Source organism: Streptomyces sp. NPDC048416 (assembly GCF_043200435.1).
Classification (GTDB): Bacteria; Actinomycetota; Actinomycetes; order Streptomycetales; family Streptomycetaceae; genus Streptomyces.
The window spans coordinates 133654-157924 of sequence record NZ_JBICXU010000015.1 but is presented as its reverse complement, the minus strand read 5'-3'; the positions used below and the strand labels follow the sequence as shown (position 1 = coordinate 157924).

Annotated in this window: 10 protein-coding genes; all 10 read right to left on the bottom strand. The window is 71.4% G+C overall.

The genetic code is table 11. The features are described from left to right. Window positions 1-19: 19 nt before the first annotated feature. The gene (locus tag ACGFW5_RS20595; RefSeq protein ID WP_393835701.1) at window positions 20-1204 is read right to left on the bottom strand and encodes a cytochrome P450; all 1185 of its coding nucleotides are present in this window, start codon (window positions 1202-1204) and stop codon (window positions 20-22) included. Further along, a complete protein-coding gene (locus tag ACGFW5_RS20590; protein ID WP_393835700.1) occupies window positions 1182-2432 on the bottom strand; it encodes a nitric oxide synthase oxygenase in 1251 nt (416 codons plus the stop codon). The genes ACGFW5_RS20595 and ACGFW5_RS20590 overlap by 23 nt, the downstream gene beginning before the upstream one ends. Window positions 2433-2906: 474 nt before the next feature. Continuing rightward, on the bottom strand, window positions 2907-4115 hold the full coding sequence (locus ACGFW5_RS20585) for a cytochrome P450 (protein ID WP_393835699.1): 1209 nt from the start codon (window positions 4113-4115) through the stop codon (window positions 2907-2909). A 132-nt stretch (window positions 4116-4247) separates the two neighbouring features. Beyond that, window positions 4248-5081: an ABC transporter permease gene (locus tag ACGFW5_RS20580; RefSeq protein WP_393835698.1), complete on the bottom strand. Its 834-nt coding sequence runs from the start codon at window positions 5079-5081 to the stop codon at window positions 4248-4250. Next, on the bottom strand, window positions 5078-6088 hold the full coding sequence (locus ACGFW5_RS20575) for an ATP-binding cassette domain-containing protein (RefSeq protein WP_393835697.1): 1011 nt from the start codon (window positions 6086-6088) through the stop codon (window positions 5078-5080). Before ACGFW5_RS20575 ends, ACGFW5_RS20580 begins: the two co-directional genes overlap by 4 nt. Before the next feature lie 2 nt (window positions 6089-6090). After that, window positions 6091-6588 (bottom strand): DNA-binding protein, encoded by a 498-nt coding sequence (locus ACGFW5_RS20570; protein WP_393835696.1) that lies wholly within the window; start codon window positions 6586-6588, stop codon window positions 6091-6093. 133 nt (window positions 6589-6721) lie between these two features. After that, window positions 6722-7870, bottom strand: a complete 1149-nt coding sequence (locus ACGFW5_RS20565) for a histidinol-phosphate transaminase (protein WP_393835695.1) — start codon at window positions 7868-7870, stop codon at window positions 6722-6724. Then, window positions 7867-8103 (bottom strand): MbtH family protein, encoded by a 237-nt coding sequence (locus tag ACGFW5_RS20560; protein WP_393835694.1) that lies wholly within the window; start codon window positions 8101-8103, stop codon window positions 7867-7869. The genes ACGFW5_RS20565 and ACGFW5_RS20560 overlap by 4 nt, the downstream gene beginning before the upstream one ends. Window positions 8104-8155: 52 nt before the next feature. Next, window positions 8156-8914, bottom strand: a complete 759-nt coding sequence (locus tag ACGFW5_RS20555) for a thioesterase II family protein (RefSeq protein WP_393835693.1) — start codon at window positions 8912-8914, stop codon at window positions 8156-8158. Next, on the bottom strand, window positions 8904-24266 hold the full coding sequence (locus tag ACGFW5_RS20550) for an SDR family NAD(P)-dependent oxidoreductase (RefSeq protein ID WP_393835692.1): 15363 nt from the start codon (window positions 24264-24266) through the stop codon (window positions 8904-8906). Before ACGFW5_RS20550 ends, ACGFW5_RS20555 begins: the two co-directional genes overlap by 11 nt. Between the last annotated feature and the right edge of the window lie 5 nt (window positions 24267-24271).

Below are 24271 nucleotides of genomic sequence, written 5' to 3'. Positions count from 1 at the left end.
CCGCCGGTACTCCTTCGGGTCAGCCGAGTGCGAGCGGTAGCCGGGACAGGCCACGCAGGGTGCCGTTCGGCCGCACCACCGGTTCTCCCGCCGCGTGCGCACCGGGGTGTCGCAGCAGGGCCGCGAGCGTCACATGCGCCTCGATCCGGGCGAGGTTGAGGCCGAGACAGGAATGCGCGCCCCGGCCGAAACCCAGGTGGTTGTTGGGGGTGCGGTCCAGCCTCAGAGTCTCGGGGTCGGGGAACTGTGCGGGGTCGCGGTTGGCCGCGCCGATCAGCGCGGTGACCACCTGCCCGCTCTTGACGGTGACCCCGCCCAGCTCGGTGTCCTCGGTGCAGGCACGAGCCAGTGCCTGTACCGGGCCGACGTACCGGATCAGTTCCTCGACGGCGGTGTCGAGGTCGACGTCGCCGCGTACCAGGGACTGCCACGCGCCGGGCGTGGCCAGCAGCGCCGCCAGGGCGTTGCCGAGGAAGCGGCTGGGCACCTCGAACCCCGCGTGGAAGAAAGCGCGTACGGAGTTGACCAGGACGTCGTCGGCCGCGACGCCGGATGCGGGCAGCCGGCGCACCACCTCGGGCAGGACACCGTGCGGGCCGGGGTCGGCGAGCCAGGTGCGGACCAGGTCGTTGAAGTGGGCGCGGGCGCGCAGTCCGGGTTCCTCCGCGTCGGGGTCGAGCTGCGCGTCCATGCTGTGGTCGAGGTCGTCGTTGAAGCGGGCGAACGCCGCGTCGGTCGCGGGCGGTTCGACGCCGATGAAGCGGGTGATGGCCCGCAGGGTGAACACGTCGGCGTAGTCGTGGATGAAGTCGAAGGACGGCCGGCCTGCCAGCTCGTCGAGCAACTGGTCGGCGAACGCCGCGAGTTCCTTGCGCAGCGCGTCGAGGTCCTGGGCGCGGACCGCGTCGAGGGCGAGGTGGCGCAGCGGAGTCTGGTCGGGTGGGTCGAGGGTCTGGAGGCTGAGCAGGGTCGGCGGCGTCGGGATGCCGATCGTGCGGAAGTCGGTGCTGAACCGGGCGGAGTCGCGCAGGATCGCCGTGCAGTCGGCGTGCCGGGTCATCAGCCAGGAGTCGATGCCCGCGTGCCAGTGGACGGGCTGGGCCTCGCGCAGCCGCCGGTAGACCGGGTAGGGGTCGGCGAGCACTGCCGGGTCGAGGGGGCTGAAGAGGGGGTCGGTGGCCTCAGGGGCGGGCGATGCGGTCACGGCTGTCTCCGGTGTTGGCGCCGACACCGACGCTGACGGGCGGCTGTGGGCCCGGCCCGTGGGCCGTGTCGCCGGCGGTCGTCGGAGCGTGTCCGGTGACCGGGCAGCGGCCGGGGGCCGGTGCGTGCAGGAACGCGGGCGACGACTCGTGGTCGTCGTAGTAGCGGTGGAAGACGGGGGTCACTCCGCCCGAGAGCGGGGGCACGATCCAGGACCAGTCGGCGGGCACGGTGCGGCGGGCCTTCTCCTCGCGTCGCAGGTGGCGCAGGAATCTTTCCGATTCGGTGTGGTGGTCGGTGATGGTGATGCCGTCCCGTTCGAACGACCAGAGCACCGCCACGTTCAGCTCGACGAGCGCCCGGTCCTTCCACAGGGTCCTGTCGCTCGTGCGGTCCAGGCCCAGCCGGTCGGCGATCTCGGGCAGCAGGTCGTAGCGCTGGGTGTCGACGAGGTTGCGGGCGCCGATCTCCGTGCCCATGTACCAGCCGTTGAACGGGGCGGCGCCGTACCGTACGCCGCCTATCTCCAAAACCATGTCGGAGATGACGGGCAGCGCGTGCCAGCGCAGGCCGAGGTCGGCGAACCAGTCGTGGTCGGGGTGGCGCAGCCTGACCTCCCGTACGGCGTCGGACGGGAGGTCGAAGAGCCGGGGCGGGTGGCCCGGCTCCTCCACGAGCAGCGGCAGGACGTCGAACCGGGTGCCGGGGCCGCCGGTCCAGCCGAGGGCGCGGACGCGGTCGGTGAGGTCGGCGGAGGCACGGTCGCCGGTGACGTGGCCGCCGGGGCTGCGGTGGCCGGCGTAGCGGATGAGCTGGGGGTTGCGGATGCGCGGTCCCGTGCCGTCCGGTGCGTCGGCCGCGAAGACGCTGATGGTGGGGCGGATCCGGCCGTCGTTGAAGGCCAGCCGCAGATGGTCGACGCACGCGCTGTGGATGTCCTCGGCGGTCCGAAGGTGGCGCAGGTCGCGTACGACGAGGCCGGGCCAGTACAGGCGCCCGATGCAGCGCCTGCTGTTGCGCCAGGCGACCCTGGCGCCGAAGGCCAGTTCGTCGGCGGTGTGCACATAGGTGCCGCTCTGGCGGATCTCGCGGCGGATCTCGGCCATGCGGTCGGCCGGCGGACGGTCGACGGCGTTCTCCGAGCTGTACAGCCGGATGAATGCGTCGGCGCGTGCGAGCAAGCCGGGTGCGTCGAGGTCTGCTGTGCCGGTGTCTGCGGGCCCTGCCATGCGCAACCCCCGTCAACGGTGCCGTAGCCCGGCAGGTCTGACCACGCCGGGCTACGGCCGTACGTTCTCATCTCTGCTTTCAGTGCAGGTAACGCATATCGGTTCACCTCCCTGCATGGTCCGCGTTTCCACGGCACCTCCCCGCGCTCGCGAATATCCCGCGAGAGCTGCGCAGCAATTGCTTATCGGGAGGCGGGAAATTCGGGCAGTCGTCAATCTATGGTTCGGCTCGACCACCGTCAACAAATCGCTCGAACACTCCGACTGCGACTGCGACTGCGACTATGTAATCGTCGATCCATTATTTCATCGCGTGATGGCGCAGGCAGAATTCCGCCAGGGCGTCGACGCGGAGCTCGGGATACTGAGGGCTGCGGAAAGCCCGGCCGTGAGGCTCCCTCACCCGCGGGAGGCGGACTCGGGGCTCACTCACCCGCGGAAGCTCGGCCTCGGGGCTCGCTCGGGTCCGAGGGCTCAGAGGGTGACCGGGAGCGCGGTGAGGTGCCAGCTGCCGGGGTTGGGCAGCCGCGGCACCTCATCGGGCGGGACGGCGAGCGCGAGGTCGGGGAAGCGGCTCAGCAGGGCATCGAGGGCCACCTCCGCCTCGACGGCGGCCAGGGACGCGCCGATGCAGTAGTGCGCTCCGTGACCGAAGCCGAACTGGACCGCGCCGGCGGGCCGGGTGATGTCGAGGGTGTCTGGGTTGTCGAAGACGCGTGGGTCGCGGTTGGCGGAGGCGATCACTGCCACCACGGAGTCCCCGGCGCGCACCTGCGCGCCGCACAGCTCGAAGTCCTCCAGGACGTAGCGGATGGCGGTCAGGAGCAGCGGGGGCCGCCACCGCATCAGTTCCTCCACGGCGCGGGGCATCAGGGACGGGTCGGCGCGCAGCGCGGCAAGTTGTTCCGGATGGGAGAGGAGGGCCACCACGGAGTTGGCGATGAAGTTCGCGAGATTGTCCTGACCTGCGAACACCGTGTGCCACACCATGGTGATCAGCTCGGTGTCGCTGATCCGGTCCGCGTCCTCGGCCTGGGCTCGCAGCAGGTCGGACACCAGGTCGTCGCCGGGCTCCTCGCGTCGCAGTCCGACGACGCGCTTGGCGCCTTCGATGGCATCGCGCAGGGCCTCGTCGTAGGCCTGGCCTCCGGAGCTGATCCGGGCGACGTAGGCACGCCACTGGGGCCGGTCCGTCTCGGGGATGCCCATGACGTCGCCGACGACGAAGGTGGGCAGCGGCTGGGCGAAGTGTTTGAGGAGGTCGATGGTGCCGTTTTCGGCGAGGCCGGGCAGGGTGTCGAGCAGCCGGTCGGCGCTGCGCCGGATCATGTCGCGGCGTTCGGTGGCGCGGCGGGCGGTGAAGGCTCGTACGGCGAGCTTGCGCAGCCGGCCGTGGTCGGCGCCGTCCATGTGCGACATGGTCAGCATGTAGGGGCGTACGTCGTCCGGGATCCGCTGGTTCCAGCTGTCGGCGGTCATGGCCAGGCGCGGGTCGCTCAGCATGGCCTTGGCGTCGCTGTGGCGGGTGACCGCCCATATCGATCCGAATCCCGGCGCCATGAGACGCACTATGGGGGTCTGTTCCCTCGCCCTCCCGTAGGCGGACATCGGATCGTTGAGCACATCGGGGTCGGTCATCGCGATCTCGGGGACGTCGACCCGGGAATTCTCACTGTTGAGCACGGCGCTCCCCCAATAAGATGTTAACGATTTCCGGTGCGGTGGGGACGATGTTAACCATGGTCTCCACCGACGGCAAACGTTCAAAAAGGCGAGGGGAGCGCCGTTTGACGCATTGAATTCCAGTCGGCTGCTTTATTCGCTCTTGTTGTAACGCAGCAGGCTGAGCGGCACGAACACGATCAGCAGCACCGCGCAGGAGATGAGGGCGGGTGCGAGGTCGGCGGTGCCGTCGCCGTTCATGAGGGAGCGGCTTGCGGTGACGACGTACCCGATGGGGTTGATGTCGACGAACGCCTTCAGCCAGCCGGGCATGGTCTTCGGCTCGGCGAAGATGTTGCTGGCGAAGGTCAGGAGCGACAGCAGCAGCATGCCGAGCGCGGAGACGGCCTGTGGGGTGCGCAGCACCAGGCCGAGGAACGTCCAGATCCAGGAGACGCAGAAGCCGAAGAGGACGGCGAGGAGCACTCCGCCGATGACGGCGAGAAGTCCGCCGTCGGGCCGGAAGCCCAGGGCGAGCCCGACGGCGACCACGACGGCCGACGAGATCAGATAGCGCACCACGTCGCCGATCAGGGCGCCGGTCAGTGGGGACGGCCGCCAGATCGGCATCGACTTGAAGCGGTCGAAGATGCCCTGTTGGAGGTCGGTGGTGAGGGCCACGCCGGTCTGCGTGGAGATGAACAGCACGCCCTGTACGAGGATGCCGGGCAGCAGGAACTGCAGGTATTCGCGGCTGCTGCCGGAGATCGCGCCGCCGAAGAGATAGGTGAAGATCAGCGTGAACATCACCGGCGTGATGGTCGCGTTGAACAGCTGGCCCGGCGAGCGCTTGATCTTCACCAGCGCCCGCCAGCCCATCGTGAGCGACGTGGACAGCGCCCCGGGGCGCTGCGGGGGGCGGGTGTCCTCGCCGAGGACCCGCTGAAGCCTCTCCTGCGCCTCGATCGGGCGCGCGGCGGTCGTCATTGGTTCTCCTCGTTCGTGGCGGCCTTGCGGCCGGACGTGCGACCCGGTTTGCGGGCGGCGGGCACCTCGGAGGTGGGGGGCCGCCCGGTCAGCGCGAGGAACACCTCGTCCAGGCTCGGGCGGTCCATGGCGAAGTCGTCGACCTCGATGGTGCGGGTGAGTTCGCCCAGGGCGCGCGCCACACTCCGGGGATCGGCGCCCCGCGCGGTGAGCTGGGCGGGGCCGGTGGTCTCCGCGGGTACACCCAGCGCGCCGACGAGGATGCGGCCGGCCTCCGGAAGGTCGTGGGGGTGCGTCAGTTCGACACGCAGGGAGCCGCGGCCCACCGAGGACTTCAGCTCACCGGGGGTGCCCTCGGCGACCAGCTTGCCGTGGTCGATGACCGCGACGCGCTGCGCGAGCTGGTCGGCCTCCTCCAGATACTGGGTGGTGAGCAGGACGGTCGTGCCGCGCTCCACGGTCGCCCGGATGATGCCCCAGACCTCGTTGCGGCTGCGGGGGTCGAGCCCCGTGGTCGGCTCGTCGAGGAACATCAACTGCGGCCTGACGATGAGCCCGGCGGCCACGTCCAGCCTGCGGCGCATTCCACCGGAGTAGCCGCGGGCCGGGCGGTCGGCGGCCTCGGCCAGATCGAACGCCTCCAGGAGATCGCGTGCGCGCTGCCGGGCGGCGGTGGAGCGGTAGCCGTGCAGCCGGGCGAGCAGCAGCAGGTTCTCCAGGCCCGTGAGGTCGTTGTCGACGCTCGCGAACTGGCCGGTGAGGCTGACCCGTTCCCGTACACGGTTCGCTTCGCGGACGACGTCGTGCCCGAAGACCCTGGCGCTGCCCGCGTCGGGGGCGAGCAGGGTCGCGAGGATGCGCAAGGTCGTGGTCTTGCCCGCGCCGTTGGGTCCGAGGACTCCGTAGACGGCACCGGCCGGGACGGACAGGTCGAGGCCGTCGACGGCCTTGGTGGCCCCGAAGGACTTCACCATGCCGACGGTCTCGACCGCGAGTTCAGTGCTCACATTCACCCTCGGGGTTGCTTGCGGCTGGGGTCGGGGGCCAGAGCGGTGGGCTCGGACCCGCGCTCCGACGGCGGGGTCGGGCCCACGCTCTGGGTGCCGCGTCCGGCTCGCTTCTGTGCCGCCTGGGGGGACCGGAGTCCAAGACCATAGGCAATGTCCTGCCAGGTCAGGCCGATGTCCCGGGCGACGAACAGCAGGCTCGCCTCCAGTACGTCCAAGTCGGCGCGGGCGCGCGGGAGCAACGTCAGGGCCGCCATGATGTCGGCCCTGTCCATCTCGGGCGCATCGGCCGAACGTCCACCGCCCGCGGCCCAGGAGGCGATGAGGTGCACGGCCTCCTGAGCGGTGGGACGAGCCGGCGGGTCGGTGCGCTGCGTCCGCTCGGCCTCGGCCAGGCGCTCGGCCACATGTCGCAGCGCCACGTGCTCACGGCGGGCACGGGCATGGTCGGGATCTTCGGCACGGTGCAGGGCGTCGGGCCCCTCCGCATGATCGGTCATGGAAGAAGCCTGGCGACTTCAACCAGCGGTTGTCAACCAGAAGTTGAAAACCTGCGGATGAAGTCACCGGAACGGAGGACAGGTTCAGCGCGGGGGCCGGACCGCTTCGCCTCTCGGCTCAGCACCGCGCCCCTCAACGGAGCGGCGTCGACCGGACGGCGCCACGCGCGCCGACCGGAGCGAACCGTGCCGCCGCAGCCAGGAAGGCGTCGTTCTCGGTGGCCGTGCCGACCGTCACACGCACCCCGTCGCCAGGGAAGGCCTTGACCAGGATCCGCTGCTCGCGGCAGTGCGCGGCGAAGGCCTCCGCTGCCGAACCGGCGGGCAACCACAGGAAGTTGGCGCCACTGACCGGCACGTCCCAGCCCGCGCCGCGCAACGCGTCCCGGACCCGCTCCCGCTCATCGGCGAGGTAGCGGCAGCGCTCCCGCACCTCCTGCTCGCAGTCCAGCGCGGCCACCGCGGCGCACTGGGCGAGGGTGCCGACCGCGTACGGGACCGCGACCCTGCCCAGCAGTTCGGCCACCGCCGGGGCCGCGAGGCAGTAGCCGATCCGCAGCCCGGCGAGCCCGTACGCCTTGGAGAAGGTGCGCAGCGCCACGACGTTGGTACGTCCCTGCCGCAACCGGTCGCGCACCAGGCCGAATCCGTCGAGCGGATCGTCCTCCCGCTCGGTGAACTCCGCGTACGCCTCGTCGAGGACCACCAGGACATCGGGCGGCACCTGGGCGAGGAAGCACTCCACGGCCGACCGGGACACGCTCGTCCCGGTCGGGTTGTTGGGCGAGCACACGAAGACCAGCCGTGTGCGGTCGGAGATCGCCGCGGCCATCGCCGCCAGGTCGAGGGCATGCCCCGCGGTCAGCGGCACCCGGCGCACCACCGCGCCCGCCGTCCCCGCGATGGACGGGTAGACCTCGAACGAGCGCCAGGGGACGATCACTTCGTCGCCCGCCGCACACACGATCTGGATCAACTGCACACACAGGCCCACCGATCCCGGCCCCAGGCAGACGGTGGCGGGCGGCACCCCGTGGCGCTCGGCGAGCCGGGCGGTGAGGTCGGCGGACGAGTTGTCGGGGTAACGGTTCAGCCCCTGGACCGCGCCGGCCAGTGCGGTCTGCACGGCGGTGGGCGGCGCGAACGGCGATTCGTTGCAGTCCAGGCCTATCGTTCCGGCTTCGGCGGCCCGCCCGCGAAAGAGCGGCAGGGCGTCCAGATCCGTCCGGACCCGCGGCCGGGCCGCGGGCGGCGGACGGTCCGGGCCGCGGGAGGTGGTCATGCGGAACGATCCTTGGCACCGGCGGCCGCATTCATCGCGTCCACCAGACTCTTGGGACGCATATCCGTCCAGTGCTGGTCGATGTAGTCCAGGCATTCGGCGCGCGAGGCCTCTCCGAACACGGTGTGCCAGCCGTCGGGAATGTCGACGATCACCGGCCACAGGGAATACTGAAGTTCATCGTTGATCAGTACGACGTATGCGGCGTTTTCGTCTTCGAACGGATTCGACATCGCCTCTCCGATTCTCTTTCCAGCTTTTTTCTCGGTGACGTCAAAAAGACTCTCACGGGTGCTGGGGCACAACAAGGCTGCCCTGCACGAGAGTCAGCAGTTCCGCGGCGTTCTCATTGAGAAAGAAGTGACCGCCGGGAAAGACCCCGACATCGAAGGCTGCGTCGGTGTGCGGCCGCCACTGCGCGGCGTGCTCCGGACCCGCTTTGGGGTCCTCGCGGCCCACAAGCACGGTGAGCGGCACGCTGACCCGCGCACCGGGAGAGGGCCGGTAGGCGGCCATCGCGCGGTAGTCGTCGCGCAGCGCCGGCAGGGCCTGCCGCAGGGCCTCGTCGTCGGACATCAACCGGTCGCCCGTGCCGCCCAGGACGCGCAGTTCGGCGATGATCCGCTCGTCGGTCCACCGCGCACCGCGCTCCTCCTCGCGCGGGCGGGACGGCGCGCGACTGCCGGAGGCGAAGAGGTGGCCGATCGCTCCCGGCCGCTCCCGCTGCATCAGTCGTACGGTCTCGAAGGCGACCAGCGCGCCCATGCTGTGGCCGAGGACAGCCGTCGGCAGCTCCGGCTCGGCCAGCAGCGCGTCGGCCGCGCCGCGTGCCAGTCCGTGTACGTCGGTGACGGCCGGTTCGGTACGGCGCCACTGTCGTCCCGGGTACTGGACGCCGACCACCTCGACGCCGGGCGGCGCGGCTCGCGCCAGCGGGAAGAAGGAACCGGCGGAACCGCCCGCGTGCGGGAAGCAGACCAGGCGGAACCGTGCGTCCCGGCCCGGGTTGAAGGACATCGTCCACCCGCCCACTTCAGCGCCCATGTCCCGACCCCCGCATCTCGCCCATTCCCTCTCCGTCGCCGGATTGCTTTGTTTCGTCGGCTGCGCTTTCTGCTCCGGGTGCGCTTCCTTCGCCGACTTCGTGGTTTCCGCCGGGTTCGTTGTGCCCGTCGGCTTCGCCGTTTCCGCCGGCCTCGTCATCCTTTCCTTCCGTCTCTCCTCCGTGCGGAGCGCGGTCCTTGTCGGGCCAGTCCGGGCATTCACCCCGCAGGTGGGCCGCCAATGCCTTCGGGGACGGGAAATCGTAGATGAGCGTGGACAGAAGCGGGACGCCGGTCGCGGCGACGATGCGGTTGCGCAATTCTATCGCGCCGAGCGAGTCGAAGCCGAGCTGGGGGAAAAGCGCCTCCGGCGCGACGGCCCCGGGCGAGTCATGTCCCAGCACCGAGGCGGCTTCCGCCCGCACCAGTTCGAGCAGCGACCCGGGGCGAACGGCCTCGGGCTGCCCGACGTGCCCGGCGCCATTCGTCGACGCGGTGCTCCCGTTCGGTGACGCGGCATTCCCCTTGGTCGCCGTCACGGCGCTTCCGTTCGTCGGCGCGGTGGCGGTCGGCCGGGTGGCGGCCGGCGCCGTGGTGAGGCGGGCCGCGACCGCGACCGGTGCCGCGGTGGCGACGGCCTCGTCGAAGAGGGCCAGTCCCCGGTCCACGGACAGTGCGCGGATGCCCTGGCGGGCGAGCCGGTCGTGGTCCTCGGCGCGCAGCCGCCCGGTGATGCCGCTCGTCGGCTCCCACAGCCCCCAGGCAATGGACAGCGCGGGCAGCGACCGGGCGTGGCGGTGCTCGGCCAGGGCGTCCAGGAAGGCGTTGGCCGCGGCGTAGTTGCCCTGCCCGGCCGAGCCGGTCACCCCGGCCACCGAGGAGAACAGGACAAAGGACGACAGGTCGAGGTCCGCGGTCAGTTCGTGCAGGTTCAGGGCGGCGATCGCCTTGGCCCCGAGCACTTCGGTCATCGCGTCCGGGGTCAGCGTGCCGATGGCCGCGTCCCGCGTCGTGCCTGCCGCATGCACCACCGAACCGATGCGGATGCCGCGCTTGGACAACTCGTCCAGGAGCGCTGCCAGAGCGTTCCGGTCGCCCGCGTCACATGCGGCGACGGTGACCCGAGCCCCCGATCCGCGCAGCTCTTCGGCCAGTTCGGCGCTGCCGGGGGTCGCATCGCCTCGTCGGCCGATCAGGACGAGGTCCCGTACCCCGTGCCGCGTCACGAGATGCCGGGCGAGGAACGCGCCCAGCGTGCCGAGGCCACCGCTGATCAGCACCGCGCGGTCGGTGTCGAAGTTCCGGACGGTGAGGACCACTTTGCCCACGTGCCGTGCTTCGGCGACGTACCGGTAGGCGGCCGGGGCGTCGCGCACATGGCGCAGGGTGAGCGGCGGAGGCGTCAGGGTGCCGTCCTCGAAGAGCGGCAGGAGGCGGGCCAGCATCCGCTGAATGCCGTCGGGCCCGGCCTGGCGGATGTCGAAGACGGTGTACACGGCGCCGTCGTGCGCGGCCGCCACCTTTTCGGGGTCACGCGGGTCCGTCTTGCCCATCTCCAGGAACCTGCCGCCCGGCGCCAGAAGCCTCAAGGACGCGTCGGTGAGCGGTCCGGCGAGCGAATTGAGCACCACGTCCATCCCCGCACCTTCGGACGCGGCGCGGAAGGACGCCTCGAAGGCATCGTCGCGGGAGGAGGCGATGTGGTCGGAGTCGATACCCGCGTCCCGCAGTACCGGCCATTTCGCCCGGCTCGCGGTGACGAAGGCCTCCGCGCCTGTGAGCAGGGCGAGTTGGCGGGCCGCGAAGCCGACCGCGCCGGTCGCCGTGTGGATGAGTACGCGTTCTCCGGCGCGGAGCCCGCCCAATTCGGTTAGGCCGTAGTACGCGGTGAGGAACGCCACGGGTACGGCGGCCGCCTCGGCGAACGACCAGTGGGCCGGGACGGGCGCGAGCAGCCGCTCGTCGGTGACCGACATCGGCCCGATCGCGTCGAAGAGGCCCATCACCCGGTCCCCCGGGCGCAGTCGGCGCGCTCCGGGGCCGACCTCGACGACCACGCCCGCGCCCTCCACGGTCTGCCGCCCCTCGCCCTCGGGCACGCCGGCCCCCGGCTCGACGACGCCCAGCGTGAGCAGCACATCACGGAAGTTGACTCCGGCCGCATGCAGCGCCACGCGCACCTGCCCCTCGCCCAGAGGCGCGTCGGCGTCCGGCCACTCCACGAGGACCAGGGCGTCCGGGGTCCCGCGTCCCACGAAGTCCAGCCGCCAGTTTCCGTCGCCGGGCGGCACGTCGAGCAGCCTGCCCGTGGTGGGGACCAGCTCCGGGGTGAGCCACTTGCCCTTTCTGAGGGCGACCTGGGGCAGGCCGGACCTGAGGGCCCGGGTGAGCGACCCCGCCGACTCGCCGCTCGCGTCGATGTCCACCAGCTGGATCCGTCCCGGCTCCTCCTGCTGCGCGCATCGGCCCAGGCCCCATACTGCGGCGGCCACGGCATCCGTCGCCGGGTCGTCGTCGGCGGTGCCGACCGCTCCGCTCGTCACCAGGGCGATCCCGCAACGGGCGAGCGCCGGTGCGGCCAGAACCTCCTGTACGACGCGCAGCACGCCGGTGGTCACCTCGCCGACCTCGTCCATCGCGCCCACCGGGCACGGGATCACCACCGTGTCCGGTACTCCCCCGGGTGCCCGCCGGGCCAGTTCGGCGACGTCGGCACAGCGCTCGGCGTCAAGCGTGGGCAAGGCGTCATGAGGCTTACGGGTGCCGGGACTGCCGGGGACGACCAGCGCGAGCCGGCCGGGCTGCCGCCGCCCGGAGTCGTCGGGCTGTGCCCCGTCCTCGTCCCTGGTGAGGCGGTCCCTGGTGAGGCGGTTCCTGGTGGGCTGGTTCCCGGTGGTCCGGTCCCTGGTGGGCTGGTCCCTGGTGGGTTGGTCGGCCGCCGTCCAGCTCAGGCGCCGCAGCCGGCTGTCGTCCGTCATCGACGGCGAGCGCAGGACCAGGCCTGCGACCGACAGAACCGGGTTGCCGTCCGTGTCGGACAGCTCAAGCGCGACCTCGTCGCGACCCACGGCCGTCAGACGGACCCGCACATGAGGGGTGCTCGGGCGTGCGTGATAGGTGATGTCGCGCCAGGTGAAGGGGATGCGAACACCGGGGGCGCCCGCGCCCGATACGGGGGGCTCACTCGCGAGACCGAAGAGTTCGATCGGGTGCAGGGTGGCGTCGAGCAGGGCCGGGTGCAGGCCGAAGAGCGTGGTCCCCGAGGCGATGGACGCCGGTGGTACGAGTTCGGCGCAGATGCCGTCGGCCGTGCGCCACAGGGCGCGCAGTCCCCGGAATGCCGGCCCGTACGCGAGGCCGCGGGCGGCGAGGCGCGCGTAGTCGCCCTCCGGGTGCAGCGGCAGGGGCTCGGCGTGGGGCGGCGGCCAGGTCACCGACGGGATCGGGGCGGCGGAGCCGTCAAGGGTGCCGGCGCCGTCCGGAGCGCCCGCCAGGACGCCGGTAGCCGTGGGCTGCCATGCAGGATCGTGGTCGGCGGGAGCGAAGCCGGGGTCGGTGGACGTGCGCGCGTGGACGGTGAAGGAGCGGCGCCCGGAGCCGTCCGCGGCGCGTGCCACCACACGGAGTTCCAGCGGCGCCCGGTCGGGCACGACGAGGGGGCTGGTGAGGACCAGTTCCTCCACCCGGGCGCACCCTGCGTCGCGCGCCACCCGGCAGGCCAGTTCGGCGAGCAGCGCGCCCGGCACCAGGGCCTGGCCGGCCACCACATGATCGGCGAGCCAGGGGAGTTCGGCCGGATCCAGCCGCCCCGACCACACCAGATCGCGGCTGTCCGGCAGGTCGAGCGGCCGGTTGAGCACGGGGTGGTCCGTGCCGTGCGCAGCGCCTGTTCCAGCCGACTGCGGCGCGGACGCCGTCGGGTTGAGCCAGTACCGCCGGCGTTCGAAGGGGTAGGTCGGCACGGTGGTCAGTTGACCGCCCCAGGCGCCGGCCACGGCCGGCCAGTCCACGTCGAGGCCCGAGGCGAAGCCGGCCGCGAGGCCGTCCGCCACCGTCCGCGCCTCGTCGCGGGCCCCGCGCAGCAGCGGCACCACGACGGCACGGCCGTGCGCCCCGTCCCGGTCGGGGCTCTCGGCCAGGCCGGTGAGGACCGCCGACGCCATGGCCGACAGCGTGCCGTCGGGGCCGATGTCCAGGAAGTGCCGCCCGCCTTCCGCACGGGCGGCGGCGATGCCGTCGGCGAACCGTACCGGCTGCCGTATGTGGTCCGCCCAGTAGTGGGGCGACATGAGCTCCGCCGCCGTCGCCATCCGACCGGTCACGTTCGAGACGAGCGGAAGGACCGGTCGCCGGTACGTCAGCCCCGCCGCGATCTCCCGGAACTCGGCGAGGATCGGCGTCATGAGAGGTGAGTGGAAGGCGTGACTGACCGTGAGCGCCGTGGCCCGGTGCCCGGCGGCCTGCAACTGGTCGATCACGGTCGACACCGCTTCGCTCGCCCCGGAGACCACGACCGCCCGACGGCCGTTGACGGCGGCGATTCCCACCTCGTCCTCCAGGCCGATGAGCAACGGTTCGACGTCCTCGACGCCCGCCCGTACCGCGACCATCGCGCCTCCCGACGGCAGCGACTGCATCAACCGGCCGCGCGCGGCGACGAGTTGGGCCGCGTCCGTCAGCGAGAGAACGCCCGCGACATGGGCGGCGACCAGTTCGCCGATGGAGTGTCCCAGGACGATGTCCGGCCGCACGCCCCAGGACCGCAGCAGCTCGGACAGGGCGTACTCGGTGGCGAAGAGTGCGGGCTGAGCAAAGGCGGTCCGGTGCAGTGCCGTCGCCTCGCCGGTCAGGTGCTGCGCGAAGACGACGGATGCCAACGGCCGTTCCAGGTGCGGGTCGAAGGCGGCACACGCCTCGTCAAAGGCCTCCGCGTACGCCGGGAACCGCTCATGCAGTTGCTTGCCCATGCCGGGCCGCTGGGTGCCCTGCCCGGCGAACATGAGGACCCGGCGTCCGTCGGCGTGGCTCGCCCCACCTCGTGACAGAGGGGCCGCCGTGCGGTCCTCGGCCAGTGCGGCGAGGCCGTCGAGGAGCGCGGCGCCGTCCTCGAAGCGGATCGCCGCGCGGTGGTCGAAGCCGGACTGGATGCGGGCGGAGGTGTAGGTGACCGCCGCGACATCGGGGGCGGTCGACGCGCCGTCCGACGGGTGCTGCGACGCGGCCGGCCCGCTCAGCAGGGCATGGAGACGGCGGGCCTGGGTGCGCAGGGCCGTCGGTGTCTTCGCGGACAACACCAGGGGCAGTGCCCCGCATTGGTGGTCGACCGAGGCGCGGTCACCGTGGTCACGTACAGCTGTGCTCGCGGGGTCGTCGCGCATGTCCGTACCACCGGGTCCGTTGCGTACGCCCGTGCCTGCCGGTCCGTTGCGTACGCCCGTGCCTGCCGGTCCGTTGCGTACGCCCGTGCCTGCCGGTCCGTTGCGTACGGCCCTGCCCGCAGGACCGCTGCGTACGCCGCCCGTGTCCGCCGAAGCATGCCGTCCGCCACCAGCGGTAGGAGCATCCTGTACGTCCGTGCCACCGGCACCATTCCCTACGTATGTGTCCGCGGGGCCCGACGTATCGGCAGGGGGTTCTTCGAGGATGACGTGTGCGTTGGTCCCCGAGATCCCGAACGACGACACCCCTGCCCGACGCGGCCTGCCCTCCACCCGCTCCCACGCAACCTCCCGCGTCAACAACCGCACCGACGAACCCCACTCCACCCCACCCACCGGCTCCACCACATGCAACGTCCGCGGCAACACCCCATGCCGCAACGCCTCCACCATCTTGATCACACCACCCACACCCGAAGCCGCCTGCGCATGCCCAATATTCGACTTCAACGACCCCAACCACAACGGCCGCCCCACCTCACGCCCACCACCAAACACACCCACCAACGCCCCCACCTCCACCGGATCCCCCAACACCGTCCCCGTCCCATGCCCCTCCACCACATCCACCCCCCACGGCTCCACCCCCGCATCCACCAACGCCCGCCGAATCACCCCCTGCTGCGCCACCCCCGAAGGCGCCGTCAACCCATTCGACGCACCATCCGAATTCACCCCACTCCCCGCCACCACCGCCAACACCCGATGCCCCAACCCCCGCGCCACCGACAACCGCTCCACCAACAACATCCCCACACCCTCAGACCACCCCGTCCCCGAAGCATCCGAAGAAAACGACCGACACCGCCCATCCCCCGACAACCCACCCTGACGAGAAAACTCCACAAACGCACCCGGCGTCCCCATCACCGTCACCCCACCCACCAACGCCACATCACACTCACCCGACCGCAAAGAACCCACCGCCACATGCAACGCCACCAACGACGACGAACACGCCGTATCCACCGTCAACACAGGACCCTCAACACCCAACACATACGCCAAACGCCCCGACAACATCCCCCCAGCAGACCCCGTCAACAAATAACCGGACGACCCCCCACCCCCCTCCCACAAACGCGGCCCATACTCATAACCCATCCCCCCCACAAAAACCCCCACCCCACCACACCCACGCAACGAACCCGGAGCCACCCCAGCCCGCTCCAACACCTCCCACGACACCTCCAACAACAACCGCTGCGCAGGATCCATCCCCGCCGCCTCCCGAGGCGACACACCAAAAAACCCCGCATCAAACAACCCCACACCCTCAACAAAACCCCCCTCCCGCACCCCACACACCTCACCCGACAACACCCCCACACCCCACCCCCGATCCACCGGAAAACCAGACACCACATCCCCACCCGACACCACCACATCCCACAAACCCTCCGGCGAAACCACCCCACCAGGAAAACGACAAGCCATCCCCACAATCACCACAGGATCATCGGAGTGATCCGATGTACCGGTGGTGATGCGCGTCGGCGAGGCAGCCACAACCGTCTCGGCCGACGGGGTCTCCTCGGACGGCGGATCCGCGAACAGGGAACCCACGAACGTGCCCAGGGCGAATGGCGTCGGACAGTCGAACACCACGGTCGGCGGCAGCCTCAGTCCCGTCACCTCGCAGAGCCGGTTGCGCAGTTCCACCGCCAGCAGCGAATCGAACCCGGCGTCCCGGAACGCGAGGCCGGCGTCGATGCCGTTCCCACCCAGCACCTCGCCCGCGATCGACATGACGAGACGACGGCTCTCCGTCGTCCGTTCGGCTTCCGGCAGTTCGGCGATGCGTCGTGACCAGGGAGTTCCCGTCCGATCGGCCCCGGCGACATGGCCGGCAGGCGCGGTGGGGCGGGGCGTGGCCGGGACGGGCTCCCGGTCCAGCGCCGCCGCCACCACGATCGGCAGATCCAGGGCGCGGGCGGCATCGTACATGCGCAGCCCGCGGGCCGCGTCGAGGGGGCGCAGCCCGGTGCGACGTCCGAGGCGTTCGACGTCGTGCGCCGTCAGCCGTCCTGCCATCCCGTCGGGCAGGTCCCACAGGCCCCACGCCAGCGAACGTCCCGGGAGGCCGAGGTCGGTGCGGTGCTGGGCGAGTGCGTCGAGGAAGGTGTTGGCGAGGGCGTAGTTCCCCTGCCCGGCGGCGCCGAGGGTGCCGGTGGCGGAGGAGAAGAGGTCGAAGAAGTCGAGCGGCGCGGAGCGGGTCAGCTCATGCAGGTTCCAGGCGGCCTCGGCCTTCGGCCCCAGCACGGTGTCGAGCTGCCGCAAAGTCAGCGCACGGACAGTCGCGTCCTGGACGACGCCCGCGGCATGCACGATGCCGGTCAGCGGGTGGTCGAAGGGGACGGCTTCGAGCACCGTGGCGAGCGCATCCCGGTCGGCGCAGTCACAGGCGGCGATCCGCACCTCGGCTCCCATGCCCCGCAGCTCCCCCACCAGGCCGTCCGCCCCCGCGGCACGCGCGCCGCTCCGGCTGATCAACAACAGGTGCCGTACGCCGTGCCGGGCCACCAGATGCCGGGCGATGCGCGCACCGAGCGCACCGGTGCCGCCGGTCACCAGGACGGTGCCGTGCGGACGCGCCGGCGTAGTGGCGACCCCGGCGGCTCCCGGCGTGATGGCCGACAGGGGCACGGGCGCCGCCCCCGACCCGGTGGACGGCCGGGGTACGGAGGACAGCCTGGGTACGGAGGACAGCCTGGGTACGAGCAACACGCCGTCGCGCAGGGCGAGTTCGGGTGCATCGCCGATCGCCGCAGCGGTCAGGACCTCGCGCGTCAGACGGATCTCGTCGAAGCTCCCGTCCAGGTCGAGAAGGGCGAAGCGGTCGGGATGCTCCGATCGCGCAGTGCGGACCAGCCCCCACAGCGGTGCGTGGACCAGATCCACCGGTGCCTCGCCGGGTCCCATGCCTGTCCGCACCGCACCCCGGGTCACGAACACCAACCGGGTGTCGGCGAACCGGCTGTCGTCCAGCCACCTCTGGAGCAGCGTCAGCGTCGCGTGGGCGGCACTGCGCACCCTCTCGGGCACACGGTCCTCCCCGCCCGCGCCGGCCGACGGCAGGCAGGGCACCAGCACGGCGGCGGGCGCCGTGGCGCCGGCGTCGAGCCGCGCACCCGCCTCCGCCATGTCAAGGACGGCGGTGAGGCTCGAATGCGGGCCGGACCCGAGCACCCAGCACATTTCGGCGTCGGAGGCGGGCTGCGGAACGGTGCCGTCCGCCCGTGGCTCCCACGTCACGTGAAGAAGTCCCTCGTCCGCGGGGCCGTCCGAAGCGGCCCGAAGCACCAACGAGTCCACGGCGGCCATCGGTGTGCCGTACTGGTCCGTGATCCGCAGCGCCACCCTGTCAGGGCCGACGGGTGACACCCGTACCCTCAGCTCCGTCGCGCCGCCGCCGTACACCCGTACGCCGCTCCACGAGAAGGGCAGCCGAACCCGGCCGTCGGCCGCGCTCTGCCAAACGGTCGCGTGCAGCGCCGCGTCCAGGAGCGCCGGGTGCAGACCGAACCCGGACGTGTCGGTCCCCTCGGGCAGCCGTACGTCGAGACACATGTCCTCGCCCAGCCGCCAGGCCGCCTCAAGGCCACGGAAGGTGGGTCCGTACGCGTATCCGGCTTCAGCCAACTCCTCGTAGATTTCCGTCAGTTCCACGGGTTCCGCGCCGGGCGGGGGCCATGTCGTCTGGTCGAAGTCCACCGGTGTCCGGGGAGCGCGCGGTGCGAGGAGCCCGGCGGCATGTCGAGTCCAGTCGGCGGATCGGGTCGCGTCGGTGGCCCGGTTCGCGTCGGTGGCCCGGTTCGCGTCGGTGGCCCGGTACTCGTCGGCGGCTCGGTACCCGTCGGCGGCTCGGCTGATGTCGGTGGATCGGCCCACGTCGGAGGCCCGGTTCACGTCGGAGGCGCGGTTCATGTCGGAGGCGCGGTTCGTGTCGGAGGCGCGGTTCGTGTCGGAGGCGCGCGCCGACTCCTGGGTCCCGCTGCCGGGGCGCGCGTACACGGAGAAGGGTTGTTCTCCTGTCTCACCGACCGCGCCGACGACGAACTGGATCTCGATCGCCCTGCCGTCGTCGGGGAGGCCGACCGGTGCCTCCTGCGTGAGTTCGGTGACCGTCGCGGCTCCGTCGAGCGCGGCGATGTGGGCGGCCAGCTCGACCAGGGCTGTTCCCGGCAGCACGGTGTGCCCGTCGATCCTGTGGTCGGCCAGCCAGGGGTGCGTGAGGGTGGACAGGGTGCCGGTGAGTGCCCGCGCGTCGCGGTCCGCGAGGGTGACATCGGTGTCGAGCAGCGCATGCTGCCCGCTGTGCGGCGGGCGCGGCGCATCGGCGTTCAGCCAGTACCGCCGCCGCTCGAACGGGTAGGTGGGCAGCACGATGAGGGGTCGCCTGGGGATGACGGCCTGCCAGTCCACCGGCAGGCCGCGCACATAGGCGGCCGAAAGCGCCGATATGAGCCCGCCTGCGCCGTCGCCGTCGCCGGGGCGGAGCGCGTCCAGTAGCCGCGGGCGGTCGGCCGGGTTCGAGTGTTCGCCCCCGCCGGCATGGCCGGGTGCGCCCGGGTGGCCGAGAACACCCGGATGCCCGGAAGCCTGCGGATGGCCAACATCCCGTGCGGCGCCGACGGCACGGGGATCATCGGGCGCACCCGTGGGACCGGCTTCGTCCGGATGACCGGCCCCCGGGCTCCCGGGTACGCGCCGATGACCAGCCACCTCTTCGGGGTCGGCTACGTCGAGGTGACCGGAGTCCGGGGTGCGCGGCGTCGCGACGAGCCGAGGGGCGCCCGGCATCGCTATGAGGGTGCGGCGACCGTCGTCGGCCAGGTGGCGCAGCGCCGCGCCGAGGTCGACGGGTTGCCGTGCCGCGTGCAGCCAGTATGCGGCGGTGAGTTCACGTTCGGCATCGAGCGGCATGCCGGTTCGCGACGAGCAGAGGTCGGTCTTCGTGCGGCGCGGGGTCACTCGGGCCGTGGCCGCTCGTACGTCGTCGTCGGAGCCTTGGCGCACGTGCACGGCGCAGAGTCGTGCCGCCTCGTCGAGCGTCAGCGCGCCGGTGACGTGGGCCGCGACGATCTCTCCCACACCTTGTCCGAGCGCCGCGTCGGGCCGCACACCGCACTGCTCCCACAGCCGTGCGAGACCGGTACCCACCACGAACGCCACGGCCTCCGCAGGGTCGGCAGGACTCAACTCGCCCACGTTGCGGCCCAGATGGACCGCGAGAGCGGCGGCGCACTCGTGTACGTGCTCGGCGAACGCGGGGGACGCGGCCAGCAACTCCCGTGCTGCGGCTGCGAAGTCCGGACCGGACCCGGCCGCACCGACACCGACACCGTCCCCGGAACCAATACCAACACCACCCGCACCCGCACCCGCACCCGCACCCGCACCGAAGACGAATACGGCACGGGCGCGCCCGCTCACGGTCCCGGTCCCACCCCCGGCCCCGGTCCCGGTCCCGCTCCCGGTCGACAGCAGGGCGTCCGGCACCCCGGCCGCCAGGGCGTCCAGTGTCCCGCGGTAGTCGCCGTCCGCGCCGGGCAGCACGGTGGCGCGGTGGTCGAAGCCGGACTGAATGCATGCGGCGGTGTACGCGACGGCGGACGGGTCGACGGGGCCGTCGTGCGCAGACCGACACTCACCGCCGCCGGAGAGGAAGTCAGAGAGGCGGCGAGCCTGCGCACGCAGGGCAGTCGGTGTCTTCGCGGACAGCACCAGCGGCAGCGCCACGGGGCCGGCGACCTCGTCGGCAGCGCTGCTCCGCTCGTCGCTTTCGGCGTGGAACTCGACGTCACCCTCGGATGCGGTCTCGGAAGCGGACTCGGAAGCGGTCCCGGAAGCGGTCCCGGAAGCGCACTGGGAAGCGGACTCGGAAGCGGTACCGGAGGCGACGCCGTCGTCCGACCGGGTGTGCGGGAGGTGAGCCGTGGCGGCCTGCGGGTCGCGAAGAATCGGCGTCGGATTCTCGGCGGCCCCGTCCACTCCCCCGGACCCCGCCTCATAGTCGCTGAACTCAGGGGGTTCTTCGAGGATAGGGGGTTCTTCGAGGATGACGTGTGCGTTGGTCCCCGAGATCCCGAACGACGACACCCCCGCCCGACGCGTCCTGCCCTCCACCCGCTCCCACGCAACCTCCCGCGTCAACAACCGCACCGACGAACCCCACTCCACCCCACCCACCGGCTCCACCACATGCAACGTCCGCGGCAACACCCCATGCCGCAACGCCTCCACCATCTTGATCACACCACCCACACCCGAAGCCGCCTGCGCATGCCCAATATTCGACTTCAACGACCCCAACCACAACGGCCGCCCCACCTCACGCCCACCACCAAACACACCCACCAACGCCCCCACCTCCACCGGATCCCCCAACACCGTCCCCGTCCCATGCCCCTCCACCACATCCACCCCCCACGGCTCCACCCCCGCATCCACCAACGCCCGCCGAATCACCCCCTGCTGCGCCACCCCCGAAGGCGCCGTCAACCCATTCGACGCACCATCCGAATTCACCCCACTCCCCGCCACCACCGCCAACACCCGATGCCCCAACCCCCGCGCCACCGACAACCGCTCCACCAACAACATCCCCACACCCTCAGACCACCCCGTCCCCGAAGCATCCGAAGAAAACGACCGACACCGCCCATCCCCCGACAACCCACCCTGACGAGAAAACTCCACAAACGCACCCGGCGTCCCCATCACCGTCACCCCACCCACCAACGCCACATCACACTCACCCGACCGCAAAGAACCCACCGCCACATGCAACGCCACCAACGACGACGAACACGCCGTATCCACCGTCAACACAGGACCCTCAACACCCAACACATACGCCAAACGCCCCGACAACATCCCCCCAGCAGACCCCGTCAACAAATAACCGGACGACCCCCCACCCCCCTCCCACAAACGCGGCCCATACTCATAACCCATGCCCCCCACAAAAACCCCCCCCCCACCACACCCACGCAACGAACCCGGAGCCACCCCAGCCCGCTCCAACACCTCCCACGACACCTCCAACAACAACCGCTGCGCAGGATCCATCCCCGCCGCCTCCCGAGGCGACACACCAAAAAACCCCGCATCAAACAACCCCACACCCTCAACAAAACCCCCCTCCCGCACCCCACACACCTCACCCGACAACACCCCCACACCCCACCCCCGATCCACCGGAAAACCAGACACCACATCCCCACCCGACACCACCACATCCCACAAACCCTCCGGCGAAACCACCCCACCAGGAAAACGACAAGCCATCCCCACAATCACCACAGGATCATCGGCGGTGGAATCGGGTGATGTCCTCGTGGCCGCTCGTGCGGGAGCGGTGTCGGTGGGGGCCTCCTGAAGGGTGGTCAGGAAAGCGCTGAGGGCCAGGGGGGTGGGGTGGTCGAACACCGCGGTCGACGGAATGTCCAGACCGGTCGCCTCGGTCAACCGGTCCCGCAGTTCGGCCAGCATCATCGAATCGAAGCCCGCGTCCCTGAACGCCACCGCGCCGTCGCATGCGGCGCCGCCCAGCACGTCGCCTACCACCGAGAAGACGGTCTCCTCGGTGGATATCGCCGAGCGGCGCGAGGGCTCGGGAGCCGGACCGTCAGCCGCTTCCGTGCCGGGCTCGGTCAAGGCGGCCTCGGGCCACCAGTACGACGCACGCTGGAAGGCGTACGAGGGCAGCTCGACGACCCTGGGGCGCCTCCCGGCGAAAGCAGGGCTCCAGTCGATCTGCACGCCCCGCACGTACAACTGCCCGAGGGCCCCCGTGAAGTCCGGTCCGGACGGCGAACCGTTCGGCGTGGTCCAGGATCCCGTGTCCGGCGTACGCACACCGAGCCGTCCCGTGACGTCCAGGCACAGGGCCTCCGCGGATCCCGGCTCCGCGAACTCACCCCATTCGGGGGCGACTTCACCCGTGGCGACGAGGCGCGTACCCTCTTCCGCCGTCAGTAGACCCCGGACGACGGCAGCGGCCACCGTGCCCGATCCCGCCGGGACCCGCACCGCGTCCGGCCGGACCCCGTACGCACCCCAGACCGCCGCCAGCGCGAGCGTGAGGGCGAACACGCATGCGGCAACGGCCTCCGGTCCGGGCGCGTCGGCCTCGGTGGCGCGCAGGACGTCGGTGGCGGACGGCAGGCCGTAGGGCGCGCAGAGCTCGTCGTACGGGGCAAGTGCCGCGGCGAACTCGGCCGAGCAGGACAGCAAGGTGCGTCCGGCGTCAAGGCACGCTTCGGCCGTACTCGGGAACAGGAAGGTCAGGGGGGCGATCGGCTCTGTGGCACTGCCCGTGGTGACCGCGTCCGTCGCCGCGCCGAGAGCCAGGGCGTCGAGAGCCGCCACGAAGTCCTCATGGTCCGCAGCGACGACAACTGCCCTGTGGGAGAAGGCGGTTCGGGTGGTGGCCAGTGAGTAACCGATGTCCTCGACCCGGCAGGCCGGGTTCGCCGTCACGTGGTCCCGCAGCTTCCGGGCCTGGTCCCGAAGAGCCTGTGCGCCGCGCCCCGAGAGTGTCCATGGCACCGGTGCCGGGTGCTGGGCGGTGGCGTCATCGGCCGGTCGGTCCTGAGCGGCCGACGCGCCGGGCACGTCGGGCGCCGCCGACATGACGACATGGCAGTTGGTGCCTCCCATGCTGAAGGAGGAGACCCCTGCCACCCGTTCCGTGCCCTCGTGAGCAGGCCACTGCTCGGCCCGCGTCTGCACGGTGAGGCCGAGCCCGTCGAGGTCGATCTCGGGGTTGGCCGACTCGAAATTGAGGCTCGCGGGAAGGACGCCATGGGCCAGGGCCAGGGTGACCTTGAGCAGGCCGGCGATGCCCGCCGCCGCCTCCAGGTGGCCGATGTTGGTCTTGACGGAACCCACCCGGAGCGGAGCGCGGCCGCTTCGTCGCGCGCCGAACACCGCCCCGAGGGCGTCCGCCTCGATCGGGTCGCCCACCTTCGTGCCGGTGCCGTGGAGTTCGACGTACTGCACGTCTTCGGGGGCGACCCCTGCCTGGCGGTGCGCCGCGCGCAAGGCGTCGGCCTGCGCCGCCGCGCTGGGCACGGTCAGACCCGCGCCGCTGCCGCCGTGGTTCACTGCGCTGCCCCTGATGACCGCGTGGACGCGGTCGCCGTCGGCCAGCGCCCTGGCCAGCGGCTTGAGCACGACGAGACCGGCGCCCTCGCCCCGTACGAAACCGTTGGCGCGCGCATCGAAGGCGCGGCTGCTGCCGTCCGGGGACAGTCCACCGAAGGCCTCCGCGAGTTCCGCGCCGTCCTCGGTGATGTTCAACTGCACGCCGCCGGCCAGGGCCAGGGATGCCTCGTTGCTCCGCAGACTGGCGCAGGCCAGGTGCACGGCCACCAGGGACGAGGCCTGGCCCGCGTCGACGGTCAGGCTCGGACCGTGCAGATCGAGGGCGTACGAAACGCGGTTGGCGATGACGCTGCGGTGGGTCCCCGCCATGGCGTGGTGCGAGAGCGGCGCCGCGCCTTCGCGTCGGATGACACCGGCGTAGTCGTTGGCCGAAACCCCGAGGAAGATGCCGGTGTCGCCGCCGCGCAGCTCGGCGGGCAGGAGCCCCGTCGACTCCAGGGCCTCCCAGCTCAGTTCCAGCGCCAGCCGCTGCTGCGGGTCCATGGCGTTCGCCTCACGCGGCGATATGCCGAAGAAAGCGGCGTCGAATCGGTCCCGGTCGGGCAGCGTCCCCTCGTGCCTGCCGGTCTCGGGCGAGCGCCTGATGGCCGAGCGGCCTTCGTGCAGCAGGCGCCAGTAGTCGCCCGGCGCGGGGGCGTCGGGGAAGCGGCATGCCATGCCGATGATCGCGATCGGGGCGTCCTGTGCCGTCGCCGGCTCCGCGAAGCCGTCCGCGATGCCGTTCGCCACGCCGTCCGCCATGTGTG